Below are 19,452 nucleotides of genomic sequence, written 5' to 3' on the forward strand. Positions count from 1 at the left end.
GTGAGAGAACTCATTCCGTGGAACCCCCTCCGCGGAAAATAACGACTTCATCACAGCACGCCCCTGTCAGGAGGGTCAAATCACCAGCGTGTAAGAAGGGCGATTCCCAGGAACTGAGCAGGTTCGCCGGCCGGGCCGGACTTGGCAGATTCGCCGGTCGGGCCGGATTGGCAGATTCGCCGGTCACGACCTGACGACGCTCTCGGGAGACAACACGACCGCTCCGGCGGGAACGTCGCGATGCACGACGGCGTTCGGTCCGATCCGCGCCCCGGCGCCGACCGTCACCGCGCCGATCACGACGACGCCGACTCCGAGCTCGACTCCGTCCTCGATGACGGGGCAGTCGTCGGCGGCCCGACGGTTGCCGAGGGTGACACCGTGTCTGAGCATGACCCCCGCGCCGATCCGGCTCGCAGGATTCACGACCAGACCGACGCCGTGCCGCAGGCGCAGCCCCGGTCCGACCGTCGTGCTCACGGGAAGTTCGATGCCCATGAACCCCTCGGTCACGACCTTGTAGCTTCCGCCGACCGCAAGGAACATGAGGCGCCCGAGCGGCCCCGATGTCGCTCGCCAACGCTGCGCCGCGCGGAACCAGCGGAGCACCACGCGGCTCTTCGGATAGGCGGCGTTGGCTCTGCGATCGGCGGCCCACATCGCTCGGAACTCCTGTCGTGCGCTCGTCACCGTGCCACCACCTCCTGCTCGCCGAGCTGCCTGGTCAGCCACGCGCGTCGTTCCGAGAGCTTGCGCCGGAGCGCGCGACGAGCGGGTGGGGCGCACTTCAGCAGCGCCGCGTCGAATCGCGTCGAGAACTCCGCGACCTGTGCCGTCTTCTCGTCCGGTGCGAGCTGCGAATCGATCGACAGCGAGGTGATGCGTCGAGCGGGAGCGCCGAGGAGTCGCTCCGCCAACGCAGAGTACGCCGCCGCGATCTCGGGGTTCTCCCACGATGCTCGTCTCCACTCCGCAGAGGCGGTGACCTGCCCGGGGTGCACTCGATAGGCGAGACCAGGCAACGCCATCCGGTGCAGGCGTGCGCCGTGCATCGCCATGCGCAGCCACAGGTCGTAATCCTCGGTCGGCAGGGCACGGTAACCCCCGACCTCCGTCACGGCCGCGCGGCGGCCGAGGAACGTCGAGTGCGCGACAGGGTTCGTGAGCAGCAGATGCAGGCCGAACGCCTCCGCACCGATCGCCGAGGGCCGGGGGAGTCCCGGGCGTCCCGCACCCCACGTCACGACTGTGGTGAAGACAGCGTCCGCTCCCGCCTCGATGCGGCGCAGCTGTCGCGCGAATCGACCGGGAAGCACGATGTCGTCCGCATCCATGCGCGCGACCAGCTCGCTGTCGGTCGCATCCAGCAGGTCGTTCAGGGTCGCCGCGACGCCGCGGTTCGGGCGGGAGATGACGCGCAGGCGCGGGTCATCGACGTGGCGGGCGACCTCGGCGGTGCCGTCGGTGCTGCCGTCGTCGAGCACGACGATCTCGGCATCCTTCGGCAGCGCTCGCATCGTCGAGCGCAGGGCCGGAACGATGGTCTGCGCTGCCTGATACGCGGGAACGAGCACCGAGAGGCGAGGCATCTACATGCCTCGCCCGCGCTTGTTCAGGGCGGCGACGACCGTCTGACCCGAGACGAGTCCCATGCCGACGATCATCGCCAGATAGGCGCGCGGCTGTCGGGCGTCGTGGCCGATCGCCCTCCTCGCCCATGACCGTGCCCGGCGGCGATCTCCGAGCGCGCCGTGTGCGAAGGCGATCTGCCCCTCGATGCGCGCCTGACCGACGCCGCTGCGATCGAACTCCGGATGCTTCGCGAGCAGGTAACTGAGGCCGTCGGCGATTCCCTGCCACTTCTCGCTGAAGTATGACGTGCGGTCCCAATGGATCACGGTGTGCGGTTCGGGAACAGCCACGACCCTGCCGACCTTGGCGGCCCGCAGCAGCAGGTCGTAGTCCTCGCCGTAAGAGGCCGGCAGGTGCTCGTCGACGAGTCCGAGATCGCCGCGAAGCGCATCGGCGCGGACCACGAACGAGCTCGGATGCAGCTCCGTGATGCGCGAGCGGAGCAGGTCGTCGAGCACCACCGACGCCGGAGACGGTCTCGCGTGCGCGCCGCCGGACGAGTGGATCTCGATGCCGGTCGCGGCGAGCACGACCGAGGGGTCGTCGAAGAGGGGCAACTGGGCGGCCAGCTTGGACGGCTTCCACTCGTCGTCGTCATCGCAGAAGGCGATGAGCGGAGCGCTCGCCTCGAGGATGCCCGTGTTGCGCGCGCCCGCGAGCCCGGGCGTGCGTGCGTTGCGCAGAGCGCGCAGAGCGTGCGGGCCGCGTTCCAGGTCGATCAGCTCGTCGAGCTCGGCGATGTCGTGCTCGTCGCCGTCGTAGACGAGCACCACCTCGATCGGCTGCACGGTCTGCTGCGCGAACACGGACGCGACGGCTCTGCGCAGCAGCGTCGGACGGTTCCGTGTCGCCATGACGACACTCACGATCGGTTGCACCCTGGACTCCCCAAAGTCGTGGTAAACCCGCGCTCCCCACAAGCGCGATGCCTTGAGTCTAGCCGCTCGCTTCGGGCGGCGACAGGGGTCTGCGGGTCAGCTCGCGCATCGCGAGGGCCGCGGCCGGGAATGTGAGGATCAGTCCGTTCGGCAGCACGCCGTAGAAGAAGATCTCGACGATGATCACGAGCTGCACGGTGTGCAGGACGAGCATCGCCGTGCTCGCTCCGCGGACGGTGGCGAAGAACATCCAGACGAGTGCCCCGACGAAGCAGATCAGCGCGGGGAAGCCGTGCGAGAACATGACCATCCAGAGATGGCCCTGCGTGCCCGCAGACGGGGCGCCCTCGGTGAACGAGGGCCGTGGCGCGCCGTAGCCGAACAGCGGAGACTGCAGGGTGCGCACGAAGGTCTCCTCGTACAGATTCGCGCGATCCTCGGTGGAGGAACTCGTCTCCACCCGGTCGGTGAGCCTGCTGCCGACGTCGAGAACGATGGCTGCGATCGCCGCGACGACGCCGATCGCTCCGAGCAGGGCGACGGCCCGGAGGCGCCCCGCCAGCACGAAGCGCACGAACAGGTACGCGGCGGCGACGGCGAGGCCGATGAACATGCCCCGGTTGAGCGTGAGGAAGGCGGGGATGAGCGACAGCGGCACCGCGATCAACAGCATCCAGAACCGTCGACCGCGCGGGATCACGGTGAGATATGCGATCACCATCGGAAGGGTGAGGGAGTACACGTTCCCCCAGCCGTTCGTGTAGAGGAACGGGGCCGAAGGGCGCGGGTCGAGCGCCAGCCAGCTGTCGGGGTTGTACTGGGTGAGGCGGCGGACCACCATCTCGCCGATGAGTTCGTTCGACTGCAGTCCCTGCGGCAGCACGTAGCCGAGCGGCGTGCGGAACGAGAACTCCGGCGCGACGATCCCGGCGAAGCCGCCGAGCACCGCCCAGAGCCAGAACACCGTGAACACGCCCAGCATGTAGCGCAGGGTGAGGGTCTCTCTGGCGTTGTAGACGTAGACGAAGACGACCGTGATCGCCCCGTACAGCAGGGCCCGGTAGACGAACCCGATGAGCCTTCCCGAGGTGTCGATGCCGATCACCGACGCGCACATCAGGACGATGAACAGCAGCCAGATCGTGAACCCGCGGGGGACGCGGATGCCGCCGCGGCGGATCATCAGCACGGCCATGCACGCCGCGAGGGGGATCCACGCCATCTCCGCGAAGCCGAGGACCCACCACAGCGGGAACCACGCCAGCATCGCTGTGAAGGGCCAGCGGGGGAGCGACGCGCGCGCCGAGACCGATGCGGCCGTGCGCGGACCGCGAGTGCGTGCGGTGCTCCCGTCCACCCGTCCTCCCTCTTCCCCCAGGCTTCCGCCCTAGGATAGGCGCACAGGCCGCGAGCATGGCGGGAAGAACTGGGGACGACTCGCCAGCGGCCGTGTGCAAAGCGAGGGGAATCGCTCTTGGATACTGACGAGCAGTCGGGTGCCGCCACACTGGGTTTCGACCACTATGTGTTCGTTCTGCGACGGCAATGGCGGGTTGTGATCGCCGGAGCCGTGCTGGGTGCCATAGCCGCAGCGGGATATCTCGTGCTCGCGCCGCAGACCGTGACCGCGACGACGACGATCAACCTCAACGTGATCACGACCGAGCCGTTCAGCGCGCAGCGTGCGGCATCCGGTCTGCTCGACGACGCCACTGAGACCGCGATCGCCCGTTCGCACGTGGTCGCGTCCCGGGCATCCGATCTTCTCGACGGTGCGGTCTCGGCGAGCGAGATCCGCAGTGCATCGACCGTGACGACCTCGTCCGGAGCCGCCGTCGTCACCGTCGACTACGACGCCGCGACCGCTGCCGCTGCAGTGAAGGGGGCGGATGCCGTCGCCTCGGCGTACCTGACCTTCCGCAGTGAGCAGGCTCAGGAGCGCATCTCCGTGATGGTGACGAGCCTCACCGAGCGGATCGACGCGTTGAATTCGACACTCGGCGACGTGAATTCGCAGCTCGCATCGGCTGACCCCAACAGCGTCGCCTTCGCGCAGGCGACCACTCAGCAACAGCAGATCCTCACCGAGCTCGACGGTCTGCTCTCGCAGCGCAACGGATTGCAGAGCGTCGACACCACGGGTGGCATCGTGCTCTCGGCTGCCGAGGACAACGAGCTCGGTTACGCCCCGGGCCGGACGACCACGCTCTTGACGGGGCTCGCGGCAGGGCTCGTCCTCGGCATCATCGCCGCGTTCGTGCGCAATCCCTTCGACCGCCGACTGCGCAGCGCCGCGGAGACCTCGCGGGCTCTCGGAACCCCGGTGTTCGCGACCCTGGATGCGCGTCGCGAGGATGTGCCGGCTCGCGGAGCATCCGCCGACGCTCTGCGGGTGACCCGGGAGCGCCTGCTCGTGGATGTCTATCTCGGCACGGCCGTGCTGGTGATCGATGCGACCCACGAGGACGAGACATCGCCGACGGCCGTGAACCTCGCGGTCGTGACCGCGCAGGTCGGGCACGATGTGCAACTGATCGTTCCAGCCGGCAGCGGGGAGTTCCGCGAACATCTCACGACGGCACTGGCCCTCGATAAGCGCGAGGACGGTTACGCGGCGTCGGGCACGGTTCCGACACTGGGGGTGTTCACCGCGACCGACGCCGGTGACGAGCGGCAGGGCGACCTGTTGCTCACCGAGCAGACGCATGCGGCGATCGCCGGCGCCGACGGCGAGACGCTCACATTCATCGTGCTGCCGGTGACGGCTCACCCGGCGAGCATCCTCGCCGGTCTGCGGGTCGCGCAGTCGGTCGTGGTGGTCGCGAAGGAGCACCGCACCACCCTCACCGAGATCCGTTGGTTGAAGGATGAAGCCGAGGCGATCGACACCCCCGTGCTGGGTGCGGTCGTCGAGCGCGGGTCCCGTCGAGCCGGGCGCGGTGGCGAGTCGGGTATCGTGTGGCCGCTCGCCGGGCGTTCGGAGCGCGCCTCCGCGCGGGAAGCCGGGGGCAGCGGCCACGTGGCCGACAGCGACAGCGTCAGCGTCTAAGCGCGGCGACGCGCGCGGCGAGGTTGCGGTGCGGCGTGCCTGCGCGGTGCCTGCGCGGGCGGTGTCGGCGGGCGTGCCTGCGCGGGCGGTGCCGGCGCGTGTGCCAGCGCGGGCGGTGCGGGCACTCGAGGACCGGCCCGGCCACGCACCCACGCGCGGGCGCCCGGCCGCAGGCGCCCGCGCGGACCCCGGTCAGCGGGCGGTGAGCTTGCGGTACTTGCGACGCATCGATGCCGCAGTGTGCACGAGGTTGACGGCGAACAGCGCCGCGTAGACGACGGCGAACACCGGAGGGACGACCCACAACGCGAAGCTCCAGCAGAGCACTCCGGTGTCGGTCGGGAGCAGCATGAGCGACTTTCGGATGCCGGTCGCCTCGGTAGCCTCACCGCCACTGTTGCGGACCAGCTGCTCGGCCAGGATCTGGCTCATGAACTGACCGACGCTCATCACCGCGAAGATCAGCGCCACGACGGCGAGCCAACCGAGATCGGGTCGATGGATCACGACGGCCACCGCGACCACCAGGTGCATCGTCGGTGTGCGGATCGCGTCGATCACATGGTCGAGCCATTCTCCGGCCGCACTCGAGGTGCCCGTGAGACGCGCGACCTGCCCGTCGGCGGAGTCGAACACGTAGCCTGCGGCGAGCAGAGCGGCCGTGATCAGTGCAGACCACCAGGAGGGGCCGGCGACGACCATGATTGCGAGTCCGATCGCCGACAGCATCGCGCTGATCATCGACACCGCATTCGGGCTCAGCCCGAGGGCCGCGGCGCTCGCCGCGACCCCTCGGGCCAGCCGTCGGTTGATCCAGCGGGTGTACGCCGGCACCCCGGCTCCGCTCTTCTGCGCGCGGTTCAGGTCGGAGAGATACGCCCCGAATCCCGGACGGACCTGTGCGGCAGCATCCGTCACGATGTCACAGCCGACAGCTCGAAGCTGTGACTCGGCGTCGAACGGTAGTTGGAGTGGACCTCGACCGCGATGACGTTCGCTCCCACCTGGAACGCCGAGGCCGGGACGTCGAACACGAACGGGGTGCTCGCCGCCGTCGTCGCCGAGACCGCCGCGTTCGCATACGTGTTCTGTGTCACTGCACCGGGACTCATGTTCTGCCGGGCCACCTCGACACCGTTGACGTAGACGACGATGCCGTCGTCCGCCCGCGTCGTCACGGTCATCTTCGTGAAGTCCACGGCCGCGAGCGAGATCGGCTGCCGGTAGTAGCTCGTGATCGGGCGCGGAGACAGCGCGGTGTCGAGCGGGGTCGCGAGCGAAGCGTGGCCCCATCCGAATGCTCCGGCGCCGGTCGCCCACGATGACGAGTCGAAGCCGGTCGTCGCCCAGTCCGCCGGCGTCGCATCGCCGGTGAACCGGTACGCCCACGTCGACCCCGCGGCGATCACGGTGGTGGTCGCCGGCTGCGGGTCAGGTTGCGGCTGTGGGTCCGGCTGTGGCTGCGGGTCGGGTTGCGGCTGCGGCTGCGGGTCGGGTTGCGGCTGTGGGTCCGGCTGCGGCGCCGGCGGCGCGGGCTGAGTACCGATCGTCGCCACCGCCTGGAGCTCGAAGCTGTGGCTCGGCGTCGAGCGGTAGTTGGAGTGCACCGAGGCGGAGATCACGTTGGTGCCCGTGGTGAACAGGTTCCCGGGAACGGTGATCGTCACCGGATTCGCGAGCGCGGAGGCCGCGCTCACCGCGGCGTTCGCGTAGGTGCCGACACCCGCCGCTCCCGCATTCACGTTCTGCCTGACAACCTCCGTGCCGTTCACATAGAGCACGATGCCGTCGTCTGCGCGGGTGGTGATCTTCACCGACTCGAGCACCGATGCGTCGGCCACCTGGAAGGTCTGCCGATAGAACGAGGCCAGCGGCTTGGGCGTGACGGCGGTGCTCAGGGTCGTCCCGAGGGTCGCCTGCCCCCATCCCAGCGGAGCGGCGCCGGTCTGCCACGTCGTCGCGTCGTACCCCGGAGTCGTCCACGCACCGGTCGGACCGGTCGCGTCGTACACGTACGACCACGTCGAGCCGGCGGGGATGAGAGTCGCCGTCGCCGGTTGTGCGGGCGGTGCGACGGCCTTGACCCCTGCGGTGGACGCCGAGGCGTTGCCGCGCGCATCCACCGCGCGCACGAAGTAGAGGGTGTCGGCGGGTGCTGCGGGCAGAGTCGCGGTGGTACCCGTGACCGTCGCCACGACTCGATCGTGCCGCAGCACCTGATATCCGGTCACCGCGCGATCATCGGTCGAGCCCGCCCACGTCAGAGCGACTCCATCGGCGGTCGTGTTCACGACGAGGTTGCTCGGTGTCGTCGGAGCCGAGGTGTCGCGCTGCGCGTGCCGCACGAATCCGCCCGACCACTGCCGCACGTAACCCGCCTGCGTGGAGTAGCTCCAGTCGCCGCCCTGCCAGAGCGTGCCCTTCGAATCGACGAACAGCGCCCAGGATCCGGCGCCGGCGCGCGTGTCGAAGTCGCCGTTGAAGCTCGGGATTCGTGCACCGGTCGAGGCGCTCCACGCACCCGATCCGTACACGGCATCCGCTGCGGTCCAGGTAGTTCCCACCGGGTTCCACGTCGTCGCACCCTGGTACTGGGTCTGGAAGCAATGGCAGCCGCCGTACACCGCGCGACCATCCGTGGCGATCGCCTGGAAGTCGCCTCCGGCATTGCCGACGGACGAGCTCATCAGCGTGAGACCGTCACGGGAGTAGCTGAACAGCGAATGCTCGGCGCCGCCGAGCCAGACCCGGTCGCCGACTTCCAGCACCGCCTGCTGGTAGCCGGAGCGGCCGCTGTTGCGGTTCGAGAACACCACGGCCCAGGGGAAGAGATCCGTGCTGGTCGCCGACATCGCCGCCGCCTTATCGGCCGGACGGGACTTCGACTGCGTGAAGAATCCCGCGAAGTACACCCGATCACCGTGTGCCGAGGCGTCGACGCTCATCACGGTGCCGTTGAACTCGGGGTTCCAGGTGCCGTCGGGCGTTCCGTTGGTCAGCGAGAACCGAGCCGCTCCACGGGTGTAGTTCTGAGTCGACGACGTGCCTCCGGTCGAGTGCGTGAACACACCGGCGACGTACAGCCAGCCGTCCTGCACGTCGAGCGTGCGCACGACCGGAACGCCGCCGCTCAACGCGTTCGTGAGCTTGCCTGTGAAGCCGGGGTCGATCTCACCCGTCGTCGCGTTGAGGACGACGAGTCCCGCGACGTTCTGACCATTGACCTGGGTGAAGAAGCCGCCGACCGCGATGCGTCCTCCCGGCAGTGCGGCGATCGCCTTGATCTGATTGTTGAACGTCGGCCTGAACGTCGGGATGAACTCCGCCGTGTCGCGTTGGAACGCGGCGAGATACGACTGCGCCTGCGAACTTCCGCCCGAGGCGTTCTTCTGCACGGAGGTGAAGTTGCCGCCGACGAACACGGTGCCGTCGACCTCGGCGAAGGCCGAGACCTCGTTGCTGCCCTCGGTCGTCGACGGACCGGCGCCCAGGCCGGACACACCCCAGTTCTGCTTCTCCGCGAAACTGTCGACGACCGCCTCATTGGCGATCGCGGCGGTACCCGCCTGCGGGACCGCGGTGAAGGAGCTCGTCGAGATCTGCGGGCGGATGAACACCTGCGTGAACGGCCGCGCGTAGCCGGTACTCGTGTCTTTCGACCAGAGGTAGCTCGTCGCGCTGGGATTGCCTCGGATGTTGCTGCCGAAACCGAAGCCCATCGCCCATCCTTCGGTCGCACCGGTGATGGTGCGCACGCGGACGTAGTTGTTGTCGTTGCCGAAGTTCGACGTCTGCCCACCGCTGCGCGTCGTGCCGTTCACCTTGTACTGCGCGACGCGCTGCTCGTTGTTGAACATCCAGGTCCACTTGTCGCGTGGACTCGAAAAGGTGAACGTGAGGTCCTGCCAGGTGGTGCCCGTCTGGTTGGTCGCGCGCACCAGGCGGATGCCGTCGGTGAGGTTCTTGATCGGCTGATTGTCGTTGAGCTGATCGATCAGCTCGCCTGACAGCTGACGCGGCGTGAAGGCCGCGGTGCCGGTGATGTCGGTTCGCACCTGTGCGGGCGAACCGGAACCGTTGGTCGAAGTCGACCAGGCTTCGCGCCCGCGCCCGATGAGCAGCCAGCCGCCCCCGTTGGAGGTCTGATCGCAGTAGAACTGATCGGCAGCGACCATCGCGGAGGTCTTCAACCAGTACACACCGGATGCTGCCTGGGGGGCTCGCTGTTTGATCTCCCAGCACGACGCTGCCGCGGTGGCCTCCGAGAGGCCGTCCGCCGTCGGCAGCGGTGTCTCGGCTGCGCTCGCCGCGGTGACCGGGGTGAACAGGGCGGCGATCGTCAGCGCCGCGGTCGCCGCAGCGACCGCGAAGCGGCCCCTGCGGCGAGTGATGGTGGTGGTCATGTCCAGGCGCCTTTCATCAGCGGCGGGGTTCAGCATGTCGGGTCGTTCGGAAAACTGTGGGCGGCGATCCGCCAGATGTCGTCGGAGCCCTGCACCAGGGTGAACAGGTGCAGCGCGCGCGGCGTCTTGGCCGAGTCGTCGCCGATCGGTGCGCCCGCCGCATCGAGCATCTCCACCGCGGAGGAGTCGATGCAGGCGGTCACCTGAGCCGTCGGCGGATCGGTGTCGGCGGTCAGTGAGGTCACGCTGCTCGAGACGAGGACCGGGGTCCCCGTGATGCTCCAGCCCTGCGAGGCCAGCTCCTGCCATTGGGCTTCGAGTTCTTCGGCGTAGGCATCCACCGCGACGTCTTTGAGCAGAGCATCGAGATCGGCCGATGTGCCCGCCGTGCTGATCGGTGCGGCGAGCGCCGTCTCGATCGTCGCCAGCGCCTCATCGTCGTCGATCGTCCCGACCGCCGTCGCGGGTCCCGCGGGCGCTGGCGTGGCGGTGACCGTCGGCGTCGGAGAGGCCGGAGTCGCAGACGTTGGTGACCCGGCAGACGGGTCTGCACTCGATGAGCCGGCGTCGGACGGAACCGCCACCGCGATCGCGACGGCGGTGCCGATCGCGATCAGCGCTGCGGCTGCAGAAGTGATCCATAGCGCCCTGCGACGAACGGTCGCGGGCGACGAAAAAGTGTCCCCAGACATCCCCAATATTCCCCAGATTGTGATCGCCCGTCCCACCGAGCGGCTTCCGGTCCGAAGACGGAAGGCTTTCCCCGAGCGCAGAATATCACGCGGTCGGTTGCTGCACCATACCTCATTCCTTCGACATCGACGGGCGGCGGCGAAGCTCGTCGAGATGCAGCCGGCCCCGGTCGAGTCGGCACCAGATGAGGAACACGGCGCCGCCCACGAGACCGGCCGAGATCAGCCCCACCCAGCTCTCGCCGAGGAACCGGTTCGCCAGGAGTGCGGGCAGTCCGAAAGAGACGGCGGCGACGAAGAGCGGGTACAGCCCGGGCAGCGGTGAGACGCGGAGTCCGAGCACCGTCCGCACCTGCACCGCAGCCAGCGCGGCGTCGAGTGCGCAGGCGACGGCCCAGGCGACGGCGGCTCCCGTGATGCCCCACAGCGGCACCAGCAGGTACAGCAGACCCACGTTGGTGGCGACCGCGATGGCCTTGTTCAGCGCCGCCAGTCCGCTGCGTCCACTCATCAGCAGCACGGAGTGGATGTTCCCGGCGAGAAACGTGACGATCGATCCGATCGACATGATGATCAGCACGGGGCGGCCGTCGGCAAAGGAGTCTCCGAGCAGCGACAGCGCGACGGCCGCGAAAGCGGAGAGCAGCACGTAGACGGGCGTGCTGAAGAGGACGAGCCAGATCGTCGCGGTGCGGTAGACGGATTCCAGCGCCGGCGCGTCCTCGCGATGCAGCATCCGGCTGAACATGGGGGAGACGACGACTCGGAGCGCGGTGTCGATGATCAGTCCGGCCGCGACAAACCTGCTCGCCGAACCGTAGACGCCCGCGGCGGCCGGTCCGGCGATCGCTCCGACGATGATCACGGCGAGCCAGATCAGCAGCTGCTCGAGACCGGATGAGAGGACACGCGGCACCGCGTATCCGAGCATGCGTCTCGGGACGCTCGAGCGGAGGAATCCCGGTTCCGCGCTCGAGCCCAGCCGCCTCAATTGCCACATCAGGATGACGACCGCGGCCAGGGCGGCGGGAGCCAATGGCAGCGCCCAGGCGAACGCCGCTCCGACGGCACCGGCACCGATGCCGACCGCAGCGGCGATCGCGACCGGACGCAGCGTCGGCAGTAGCACGCTGCCGACGAGTACATAGGAGTGGATCCTGCCCAAGGCTCTCGTCGCGGACAGCGCCGTGAGCATGACCGATGCGATGGGGAGGAACCACAGGATCGGGCGCAGCGCCGCGGCGACCGGGTCTCCGGGTGAGCGCACCTCGATCAGCGCGACCACGAGGAACAGCACTCCCGCGCACGCCAGCCCGGCGATCGCGCTCACGGCGACGAGGAACACTCCCGTCGGCCGGAGCTGCTCCGGAGCGTCTTCGAGCTGACGGGGCAGGATCCAGATCGCAGCGGAGTCCATGCCGAATCGGGCGACGCCGAGCGCGATGGTGAATGCGCCGACCGCCTGCAGCACCACGCCGGAACCGGCATCGCCGAGCGTGCGCCCCAACACGACGATGAGGATGAGGCCCATCGCCGCGCTGACCGCCGAACCGACGAAACTCAGCGAACCGCCTCGGGCGAGCTCGCCCCGCTCTGTCGCCACACGGGTCATCACAGGACTCCGCTCGGGGTCCGGCGCGGCGTCTCGTGACGACGCTGCCTCAGCACTGCCGCGATGAACGCCGGGTTGCCCACGATGTACCGTCGCGCGAGGCGTCGTGGCTCGATCATGAGGCGCCACAGCCATTCCAGACCGCTCGTGATCATCCACGCCGGCGCCCGTCGGTTCGACCCGCTGAGCCAGTCGAACAGCCCGCCGCAGGTCAGTACCGCCGCCGGCAGTCGATCCCGGTGGTTCTCCACCCAGTACTGCTGAGCAGGGTCGCCCATGCCGACGAACAGGATGCGGGTTCCGTGCGCGGCGATCTCGTCGAGCACCAGTGAGACGTCGCCTTCGCTGATGTAGCCGTGATGCGTTCGCAGGCGGAGGCCGGGGATACGGTCGCGGAGGAGTTCCGCTGCGCGCTCGGCCACGCCCTCGGCGGCCCCGAGGAAGTACACCGGCAGTCCTTCGGCTGCGGCGGCCCGCAGAATCGGCTCGGCGATATCGGTGGTGGCGAGTCTCTCCGGCAGGTGTCCGCCGAGAAGCCGCGCGGCCCACACGACGGACTGCCCGTCGGCATAGGTCGTGCTCGTCGAGAGCGCCTCCCGGAGTCGCGCGTCCGTGCGCGCGAGGTTGCACACGTGAGCGTTCACACCGACGGCGACGCGGGTGGAATCACCTCGCGCCATCGTGAGGACGCGGTCGACGAACGAATCCCGGGTGAAGGATCCGACCCGTACACCCGCGACCACGACCGATGCGTCGTCGTCACCCTTCATGCGTTCAGTACGCTCCACTCGGCCGGACCATGACCTTCGCCGTGCGCCACATGATCTGCAGATCGTTCATGACCGACCAGTTCTCGACGTAGCGCAGATCGAGTCGGACGCTCTCCTCCCAGGAGAGGTCGCTGCGACCGGAGACCTGCCAGAGCCCGGTGATGCCCGGTTTGATGTAGAGCCTGCGGTAGATCGTGCCGTCGTATGCGGTGACCTCGCTCGGCAGCGGCGGCCGCGGACCGACGACGCTCATGTCTCCGACCAGCACGTTCCAGAACTGCGGCAGCTCATCGAGCGACAGCTTGCGAAGCACTCTGCCCACACGTGTCACGCGCGGGTCGTCCTTCATCTTGAACAGCAGACCCGCCCCCTCGTTCTGCGCCTTCAATGCGGCCAGCTGCTGCTCGGCATCCGTTCTCATCGAGCGGAACTTGACCATCCGGAATCGCCGGCCGTCGCGCCCGACGCGCTCCTGGAAGAAGAAGACGGGGCCGGGCGAGTCGATCTTGACCAGGAGGGCCAGCGCCGGCGTGAGCACGGCGATAGGGATCAGCGCTGCGACCGCCACCAGGATGTCGAGCGCACGCTTGAGCACGTGCAGTCCGCCCTCGTAGGTCGGGATCTTCACCTGGATCAGCGGAAGGCCGTCGACCTGCCGCAGTGAGACCCGGGGGCCGGCGACGTCGGTGAGCCGGCTCGACAGGATGAGCTCCGCCGCCGTTCCCTCGAGCTCCCACGACAGGTGCTTGACGAAGTCGGGATCCCCCTCGGGGCGGCTCGCCACGATGATGGCGTCCGCCCCGAGGTCCGCCGCTCCCACAGCGACGGACTGGATATCGCCCACGACCGGATAGGTGCACTCTCCGATCGTGAGCGTGCCGACCGCGTGATCGAACAGCGTCGTCCCCACGACGTTGTACCCGTTCTCTCCCCCCTTCTGGAGAGCGCCGATCACGTACTCGACATCTTCTGCGTCGCCGACGACCAACGTGCGCGACGCGTAGCGTCCGCTCAGGCGCTGTCGCTGGAGCCAACGACGCCACAGCCACCGGGAGTACAGCAGCCCGAGCATTCCCACCGGCAGCGCGATGAAGAACAGTGGCTGCAGGCCCTGCCACTCGAGGAGCACGGCGGCGATCGCCGTGGCTCCGAATGCCAGGGCACCGGCGTTCGCGACGCGGCGGTACTCGGTCGCCCCCGAGCCCAGAATCGCCTGGGCGCGCGAGTTGACGGCGGACAGCGCCGTGAACCACACGACCGCGAGCAGCAGGCCGTCGCGGATCGGCTCGACGCCGGTCTGCCCCGTGAATCGCTCGATGACGGCGGTGAGGCCCACCGCGAGCATGATGACGACGGCGTCCGTGAGCTGCAGGCGCATCCGGTATCGGCGCTCCCACAGGCGGCGTCGTTCGAGCGCTGCCGACGCGCGAGGCGAGACGGCGTGCGGCTGTGCCGCGCGCGACTCCGCCTCGGCTCGATGACGATCGGATCCGGTGAATACCGGACGTGCCCGAATCGCTTCGATGGCCCCGCCGAGCGCGGTCATCCCCGCGCTCCGCGAGCGATGACTGTACGCCGAATTCCCCAGTGCGACATGAACGTCCCCAGTGTGTTTCCCCAAGACCGTGAACCCCACGTTCACGGTGAACGTCCGCATACCGACCCCTCGGTCCTGCTGCATCCTCACGACCCCACGTCGTGAACCTCTTCTCCGTCCCACAGGAGAAGCAGCAGGCAATGCGAACGGATTCACTGTAGCCCAAGCCATGCGGCGGCGAAAGGTTGTCCACAGACATCGGGTGCACGAATTTCGACCCCTGCCATACCGCCGCGCCGATCCTCGCCGCTACGATGACGCGGTGACCGACACCACCGCACCGCGCTTCCGCCTCAGCCGCATGGTTCCGCGCGACCCCGCGCAGCCGCATCGCGTGGCCAGCAGCCTCGAGCTCTTCTTCGACCTCGTCTTCGTGGTCGCCGTGAGCGCGACGGCGGGCCAGCTGCATCACGCCCTCTCGCACGGCGAGTTCGCGCACGGCATCATCTCGTTCTCGATGCTGTTCTTCGCGATCTGGTGGGCGTGGATGAACTTCACCTGGTTCGCCACCTCGTTCGACACCGACGACTGGCTCTACCGGGTCACGACGATCGTGCAGATGGGCGGAGTGCTCGTGCTGGCGGCGGGCGTCCAGCAGGCGTTCGAGGGGGACTTCACCCTTCCCGTCATCGGCTACATCGTGATGCGCTTCGCGATGATCTTCCAGTGGCTGCGTGCGACACGGTCGGCGGGAGATCCGGTCCGCAAGGCGACGATCCGCTACGCGATCGGCATCGGCTTCGCGCAGGTGCTCTGGATCCTGTTCCTCCTCATCCCGGAGGGGCCGCTGCAACTCGTCGCCTTCGTGGCGTTCGCGATCGTCGAGGTGCTCGTCCCGGTATTCGCCGAGCTCCGCCAGCAGACGCCGTGGCATGCGCACCACATCACCGAGCGCTACAGCCTGTTCACCCTGATCGTGCTCGGCGAGAGCCTTCTCGCCTCCGCGAACGCGATCATCGGCGCGCTCGGCGACGCCGATCACGGGGAGGCCGGGAGCATCGCCCCGCTCATCCTCATGGCCGTGCTCGCGCTCGTCGTGACCGCCGCACTGTGGTGGATCTACTTCTGGCCGCCGCACCACCGCGCGATCACCACATTCGGCAGGTCGCTGCGCTACGGCTACACGCACTACTTCATCTTCGCGGCGGCTGCGGCGTTCTCGGCCGGCGTCGAGGTGGAGATCGATCTGATCACGCACGAGAGTCACATCTCCCAGATCCAGGCCTCGCTGACCGTCTCGATCCCGATCGCGTTGTTCCTTCTCGGCATCTGGTTCGTGGCGATCCGCGAGAACGCCGATCGGGTGGTGAACGCGGTCGTTCCGCTCGGTGCGCTGATCGTGCTGGTCGACGCATTCATCCCGCTGTCGGTCGTGATCACGGCATCCGTCATGGTCCTGATCGTCGTCGTGCTGGTGCTCCGACCCCCGGTGCAGCGCTCATAGAAAGCGCATAGCAGGGGCAAAGAGTCCTGATCGGATGCTCCGTGACCATGGTGTGAACGCACACCAGCGGTTCACACGAGAGGAGCACGATCATGAGCCGTATCCCCGAACCCGACATCACCCCCGACGGACCCGCCTACGAAGGCCGACTCCTCGTCCACCCCGACGAGGAGGTCGTCGACCAAGGTGCGTCGTTCGACATCGGCACCCTGATCAGCAGACGCGGAGTCCTGAGTCTTGCCGGCCTCGGAGTGGGAGCCGTCGTTCTCGCGGCCTGCGCCCCCACGGCATCCGGTTCGTCCGACGGGTCGACATCGACGGCGGGATCGACGGGGTCGACCGGATCCGACAGCGGCGCGACCACGGCCTCGACGGGCGAGATCCCCGACGAGACGGCGGGCCCCTACCCGGGTGACGGATCGAACGGCCCTGACGTTCTCGAGGAGTCCGGCATCATCCGCCAGGACATCACCACCTCGATCGACGGATCGGCGACCGCCGAAGGCGTGCCGCTCACGTTCGAGTTCCAGGTGCTCGACATGGTGAACGGCGACGCCCCGTTCGCGAACGTCGCCGTCTACGCGTGGCACTGCACGGCCCAGGGCGAGTACTCGATGTACTCCGAGGGGCTCGAGGACGTCACCTACCTGCGCGGAGTCCAGGTGGCGGATGCTGACGGCAAGGTGTCGTTCACCTCGATCTACCCCGGCTGCTACTCGGGCCGCTGGCCGCACATCCACTTCGAGGTCTATCCCGATGCCGAGTCGATCAGCGACTCCGCGAACGCGATCGCGACCTCCCAGATGGCCATGCCCGAGGCCGAGAGCGCGGCGGTCTACGAGACATCGACCTACGACGGGTCCGCACAGAACCTGGCCAAGGTCACTCTCGCCAGCAACGTGTTCGGCGACGACTCCGGCGCCTCGCAGCTGCCGACCATCAGCGGCAATGTCACCGACGGCTACACCGCGACGCTGGTCGTGCTCATCGACACCTCCACGACCCCGTCCGCAGGATCGGCGCCGTCCGGCGGAAGTGCTGGCGGCGGCCAGGGTGGCCCTGGCGGCGGCAGCCAGCCGCCGACGAACTGACGACCGAGAACCCCGAAAGGACCAGAGCAATGTTCCAGAACCTCACAGGGTGGCATGCCCTGATCATCCTCGCGATCGTCGTCCTCGTGTTCGGCGCCGCGAAGCTCCCCGCCCTCGCCCGGAGCGTCGGACAGTCGCTGCGCATCCTCCGTTCGGAGTCCGCGGAGCAGGATGCCGGCACGTCTTCGGCATCGGCTTCGCAGGCATCCGCCGAGTCGGTCGCGTCATCGCCGCTCGTCGCCGAGACGTCGCGGCCCGCTGTCAGGGTCGCGGAGTAGCCCGATGACGTCGCTCGCCCCCGCCGTGGACGAGCAGCAGACCCCGGCCAGGATGCCGTTGTCGTCGCATCTGCGGGAGGCGCGCACCCGCGCCGCCCGCGCGGCGATCGCGCTCCTGGCCGGTGTCGTGCTCGGCTATCTGTTGTCGGACGCGATCCTCGAGGTGCTGCGGGCGCCGATCACCGCGCTCGCGGAGTCGAGGGACGCGAGCTTCAACTACGACAGCCTCACCGGAGCCTTCGACCTCAAGCTCAAGATCGCGCTGTTCGCCGGGATCGCGGTGGCGAGTCCGGTCTGGATGTACGAGCTGTTCGCCTTCCTCACGCCGGGCCTGAACCGGCGGGAGCGCAAGTACACCTTCGGATTCCTCGGCGCCGCTGTGCCGCTCTTCGCGGCAGGTTGTGCCTCGGGGTTCCTGCTGTTCCCGCGCATGGTCGAGCTGCTGGCGAGCTTCGCGTCGACCGACGACAGCACCCTGCTGCAGGCTTCGTACTACGTCGACTTCGTGCTCAAGATCGTCCTCGCGACGGGCATCGCCTTCGTGCTGCCGGTGTTCCTCGTGCTGCTCAATCTGATCGGCATCCTGTCCGCGCGCGCGATCGCGGTGAGTTGGCGCACGGTGGTCGTGCTCATCGTGCTCTTCAGCGCGATGGTGACGCCGGCTGCTGACGTGCTGTCCATGTTCCTGATCGCGGTGCCGATGGCGATGTTGTTCGGTGCGGCGCTCCTCATCGCCTGGCTGCACGACCGGGCGCAGTCGCGGAGGGAGGTCTGAGGCATGTTCGGCCTGACGTTCGAGAAGCTGTTCCTGGTCGCGCTGCTGGCCGCCGTCATCGTCGGTCCGCGTCGGCTGCCCGACTACGTGGGGCGAGCGGCCATGCTGCTGCGGCGCGCCACTGCGTTCGTCGCCGATGCTCGGCACCGCGCCGAGGAGGAGACCGGAGTCGCGGTGCTGCGCGAGGACTGGCGCGCGCTCGATCCGCGTCAGTACGATCCGCGGCGGATCATCCGCGAGGCATGGGCGGATGCTGAGGCCGGAGCGGTTCCGTGGGGTTCGGAGGCCGACGAGGCAGGTGCGTCGGATGCCGAGACGGATGCTCGAGGAGGAATGTCGGACGTCCTCGATACGGTGACGTCGACGCACTCGTTCGAAGAGGGATCCGCCATCGAGCGGGCGGTCGTCATGACGGAGGAGGATGATGTGTCAGAACGTGGGGGAGTGGCGAAGTCCGGAGCCCGGGAAGGGCGCTGGATCGTCTCGGGAACGTCAGCTCATCCGCGGCGTGTGTGGGTGCCGGCCGAGGAGTGACTCGGGTCCGAGAGGTGACGTCTGCTAGGCTGTTACTGCAACGTGTGCGTTTCGCCCCTGTCGGGCCGCCATGTCGCCACTGATCAGGGCCATCCACGGACCACGTGCATCGACGCGCGCGGCATCCGCCCTCGATCCCGAGAAATTCGCGGAGCGCTCACGCGCGCCCGCCCCACAGCGATGAGCATCACCATGAGTACGACCACCTTTCCTCCCTACGATCCCTTGACCTGGAAGCAGGCCGACGTCGACGTCCACGTCGCCACCCGCGACGGCGAGTACGCCGGTTTCGTCGAGTTCGACGGCTCCGCGCACCTCGTCCGCGATGAGCGCGGAGCCGACCTCGGTTCCTTCGACGACCTCGACGACGCCTTCCGCGCGCTCGAGCAGGCGCGCGAATCGGAGCGTCACGGCTTCCTGCAGTCCTTGCCGCGTATGCTGCGGCGCCGCCCGCGGCGCGCTCGCGCCTGAACCGCGCCGCAGGACTTTGCGCCGCGTGCCGCCGAAGTTCTGCGGTGATTGTGACGTTCTGCGGCTCGCTTGGCTGATCGTGGCCGCGGAAGTTGCGAATGGCCGCGGACCTTGTCGGCTCGTGCGACGAAGTTCTACGGCCGATCTGAACTTCTGCGGCCATTTCTGGGATTCCTGGCCGCAGAACGTGACTTTGGCCGCCGCACGTGCGGACGCCGCTGCGCCC

General features: G+C 68.3%; 17 protein-coding genes. 7 read left to right on the forward strand and 10 right to left on the reverse strand.

The window, feature by feature from the left end; all coding sequences use genetic code 11:
- Positions 1-183: 183 nt before the first annotated feature.
- The 4 genes from ACI3KS_RS15630 to ACI3KS_RS15645 are packed head-to-tail and all read right to left on the reverse strand — an operon-like array spanning position 184 to position 3,867.
- Positions 184-690: a hypothetical protein gene (locus tag ACI3KS_RS15630; protein ID WP_404919465.1), complete on the reverse strand. Its 507-nt coding sequence runs from the start codon at positions 688-690 to the stop codon at positions 184-186.
- Entirely contained in the window at positions 687-1,589 is a 903-nt protein-coding gene (locus ACI3KS_RS15635; RefSeq protein ID WP_404919466.1) for a glycosyltransferase family 2 protein, read from the reverse strand. Before ACI3KS_RS15635 ends, ACI3KS_RS15630 begins: the two co-directional genes overlap by 4 nt.
- Positions 1,590-2,510: a glycosyltransferase family 2 protein gene (locus ACI3KS_RS15640; protein ID WP_404919467.1), complete on the reverse strand. Its 921-nt coding sequence runs from the start codon at positions 2,508-2,510 to the stop codon at positions 1,590-1,592.
- A gap of 58 nt (positions 2,511-2,568) precedes the next feature.
- Complete coding sequence (locus ACI3KS_RS15645) at positions 2,569-3,867, reverse strand: O-antigen ligase family protein (RefSeq protein WP_404919468.1); 1,299 nt, start codon at positions 3,865-3,867, stop codon at positions 2,569-2,571.
- Positions 3,868-3,984: 117 nt separating this feature from the next.
- Between ACI3KS_RS15645 and ACI3KS_RS15650 the strand changes: the two genes are divergently transcribed.
- Positions 3,985-5,559, forward strand: coding sequence for a hypothetical protein (locus ACI3KS_RS15650; RefSeq protein WP_404919469.1), 1,575 nt, complete (start codon positions 3,985-3,987; stop codon positions 5,557-5,559).
- Positions 5,560-5,751: 192 nt separating this feature from the next.
- On the opposite strand, the gene ACI3KS_RS15655 is transcribed toward ACI3KS_RS15650, so the two are convergent.
- From ACI3KS_RS15655 to ACI3KS_RS15680, 6 genes are all read right to left on the reverse strand, one after another.
- Positions 5,752-6,477: a CDP-alcohol phosphatidyltransferase family protein gene (locus tag ACI3KS_RS15655; RefSeq protein ID WP_404919470.1), complete on the reverse strand. Its 726-nt coding sequence runs from the start codon at positions 6,475-6,477 to the stop codon at positions 5,752-5,754.
- Positions 6,474-9,962 (reverse strand): fibrinogen-like YCDxxxxGGGW domain-containing protein, encoded by a 3,489-nt coding sequence (locus ACI3KS_RS15660; protein WP_404919471.1) that lies wholly within the window; start codon positions 9,960-9,962, stop codon positions 6,474-6,476. Before ACI3KS_RS15660 ends, ACI3KS_RS15655 begins: the two co-directional genes overlap by 4 nt.
- 29 nt (positions 9,963-9,991) lie before the next feature.
- Positions 9,992-10,654: a hypothetical protein gene (locus ACI3KS_RS15665; RefSeq protein WP_404919472.1), complete on the reverse strand. Its 663-nt coding sequence runs from the start codon at positions 10,652-10,654 to the stop codon at positions 9,992-9,994.
- A 112-nt stretch (positions 10,655-10,766) separates the two neighbouring features.
- A complete protein-coding gene (locus ACI3KS_RS15670; RefSeq protein WP_404919473.1) occupies positions 10,767-12,266 on the reverse strand; it encodes an oligosaccharide flippase family protein in 1,500 nt (499 codons plus the stop codon).
- Complete coding sequence (locus ACI3KS_RS15675; RefSeq protein ID WP_404919474.1) at positions 12,266-13,036, reverse strand: WecB/TagA/CpsF family glycosyltransferase; 771 nt, start codon at positions 13,034-13,036, stop codon at positions 12,266-12,268. Before ACI3KS_RS15675 ends, ACI3KS_RS15670 begins: the two co-directional genes overlap by 1 nt.
- A 4-nt stretch (positions 13,037-13,040) precedes the next feature.
- Positions 13,041-14,582 (reverse strand): sugar transferase, encoded by a 1,542-nt coding sequence (locus tag ACI3KS_RS15680; RefSeq protein WP_404919475.1) that lies wholly within the window; start codon positions 14,580-14,582, stop codon positions 13,041-13,043.
- Positions 14,583-14,934: 352 nt separating this feature from the next.
- On the opposite strand from ACI3KS_RS15680, the gene ACI3KS_RS15685 reads away from it, so the two are divergent.
- The 6 genes from ACI3KS_RS15685 to ACI3KS_RS15710 all read left to right on the forward strand — a co-directional run bounded on the left by ACI3KS_RS15685 (position 14,935) and on the right by ACI3KS_RS15710 (position 19,226).
- The gene (locus ACI3KS_RS15685) at positions 14,935-16,077 is read left to right on the forward strand and encodes a low temperature requirement protein A (protein ID WP_404919486.1); all 1,143 of its coding nucleotides are present in this window, start codon (positions 14,935-14,937) and stop codon (positions 16,075-16,077) included.
- Positions 16,078-16,169: 92 nt separating this feature from the next.
- Positions 16,170-17,168: an intradiol ring-cleavage dioxygenase gene (locus tag ACI3KS_RS15690; RefSeq protein ID WP_404919476.1), complete on the forward strand. Its 999-nt coding sequence runs from the start codon at positions 16,170-16,172 to the stop codon at positions 17,166-17,168.
- Between the two features lie 29 nt (positions 17,169-17,197).
- Positions 17,198-17,446: a twin-arginine translocase TatA/TatE family subunit gene (locus ACI3KS_RS15695; RefSeq protein WP_404919477.1), complete on the forward strand. Its 249-nt coding sequence runs from the start codon at positions 17,198-17,200 to the stop codon at positions 17,444-17,446.
- A 4-nt stretch (positions 17,447-17,450) separates the two neighbouring features.
- On the forward strand, positions 17,451-18,221 hold the full coding sequence (gene tatC, locus ACI3KS_RS15700; RefSeq protein ID WP_404919478.1) for a twin-arginine translocase subunit TatC: 771 nt from the start codon (positions 17,451-17,453) through the stop codon (positions 18,219-18,221).
- 3 nt (positions 18,222-18,224) lie between these two features.
- A complete protein-coding gene (locus ACI3KS_RS15705) occupies positions 18,225-18,755 on the forward strand; it encodes a twin-arginine translocase TatA/TatE family subunit (RefSeq protein WP_404919479.1) in 531 nt (176 codons plus the stop codon).
- A 192-nt stretch (positions 18,756-18,947) separates the two neighbouring features.
- A complete protein-coding gene (locus ACI3KS_RS15710) occupies positions 18,948-19,226 on the forward strand; it encodes a hypothetical protein (protein ID WP_404919480.1) in 279 nt (92 codons plus the stop codon).
- Positions 19,227-19,452 lie beyond the last annotated feature (226 nt).

The sequence above is a fragment of the Microbacterium sp. ZW T5_45 genome, assembly GCF_044987415.1.
Taxonomy (GTDB): Bacteria; Actinomycetota; Actinomycetes; order Actinomycetales; family Microbacteriaceae; genus Microbacterium.

Excerpts from the sequence above, each read along its gene's own strand:
- ACI3KS_RS15690 (WP_404919476.1), top strand. The coding sequence starts at position 16,170 with ATGAGCCGTATCCCCGAACCCGACATCACCCCCGACGGACCCGCCTAC.
- ACI3KS_RS15685 (WP_404919486.1), top strand. The coding sequence starts at position 14,935 with ATGGTTCCGCGCGACCCCGCGCAGCCGCATCGCGTGGCCAGCAGCCTC.
- tatC (WP_404919478.1), top strand. The coding sequence starts at position 17,451 with ATGACGTCGCTCGCCCCCGCCGTGGACGAGCAGCAGACCCCGGCCAGG.
- ACI3KS_RS15680 (WP_404919475.1), bottom strand. The coding sequence starts at position 14,582 with ATGACCGCGCTCGGCGGGGCCATCGAAGCGATTCGGGCACGTCCGGTA.
- ACI3KS_RS15710 (WP_404919480.1), top strand. The coding sequence starts at position 18,948 with ATGAGTACGACCACCTTTCCTCCCTACGATCCCTTGACCTGGAAGCAG.
- ACI3KS_RS15660 (WP_404919471.1), bottom strand. The coding sequence starts at position 9,962 with ATGACCACCACCATCACTCGCCGCAGGGGCCGCTTCGCGGTCGCTGCG.
- ACI3KS_RS15635 (WP_404919466.1), bottom strand. The coding sequence starts at position 1,589 with ATGCCTCGCCTCTCGGTGCTCGTTCCCGCGTATCAGGCAGCGCAGACC.
- ACI3KS_RS15695 (WP_404919477.1), top strand. The coding sequence starts at position 17,198 with ATGTTCCAGAACCTCACAGGGTGGCATGCCCTGATCATCCTCGCGATC.
- ACI3KS_RS15670 (WP_404919473.1), bottom strand. The coding sequence starts at position 12,266 with ATGACCCGTGTGGCGACAGAGCGGGGCGAGCTCGCCCGAGGCGGTTCG.
- ACI3KS_RS15665 (WP_404919472.1), bottom strand. The coding sequence starts at position 10,654 with ATGTCTGGGGACACTTTTTCGTCGCCCGCGACCGTTCGTCGCAGGGCG.
- ACI3KS_RS15705 (WP_404919479.1), top strand. The coding sequence starts at position 18,225 with ATGTTCGGCCTGACGTTCGAGAAGCTGTTCCTGGTCGCGCTGCTGGCC.
- ACI3KS_RS15675 (WP_404919474.1), bottom strand. The coding sequence starts at position 13,036 with ATGAAGGGTGACGACGACGCATCGGTCGTGGTCGCGGGTGTACGGGTC.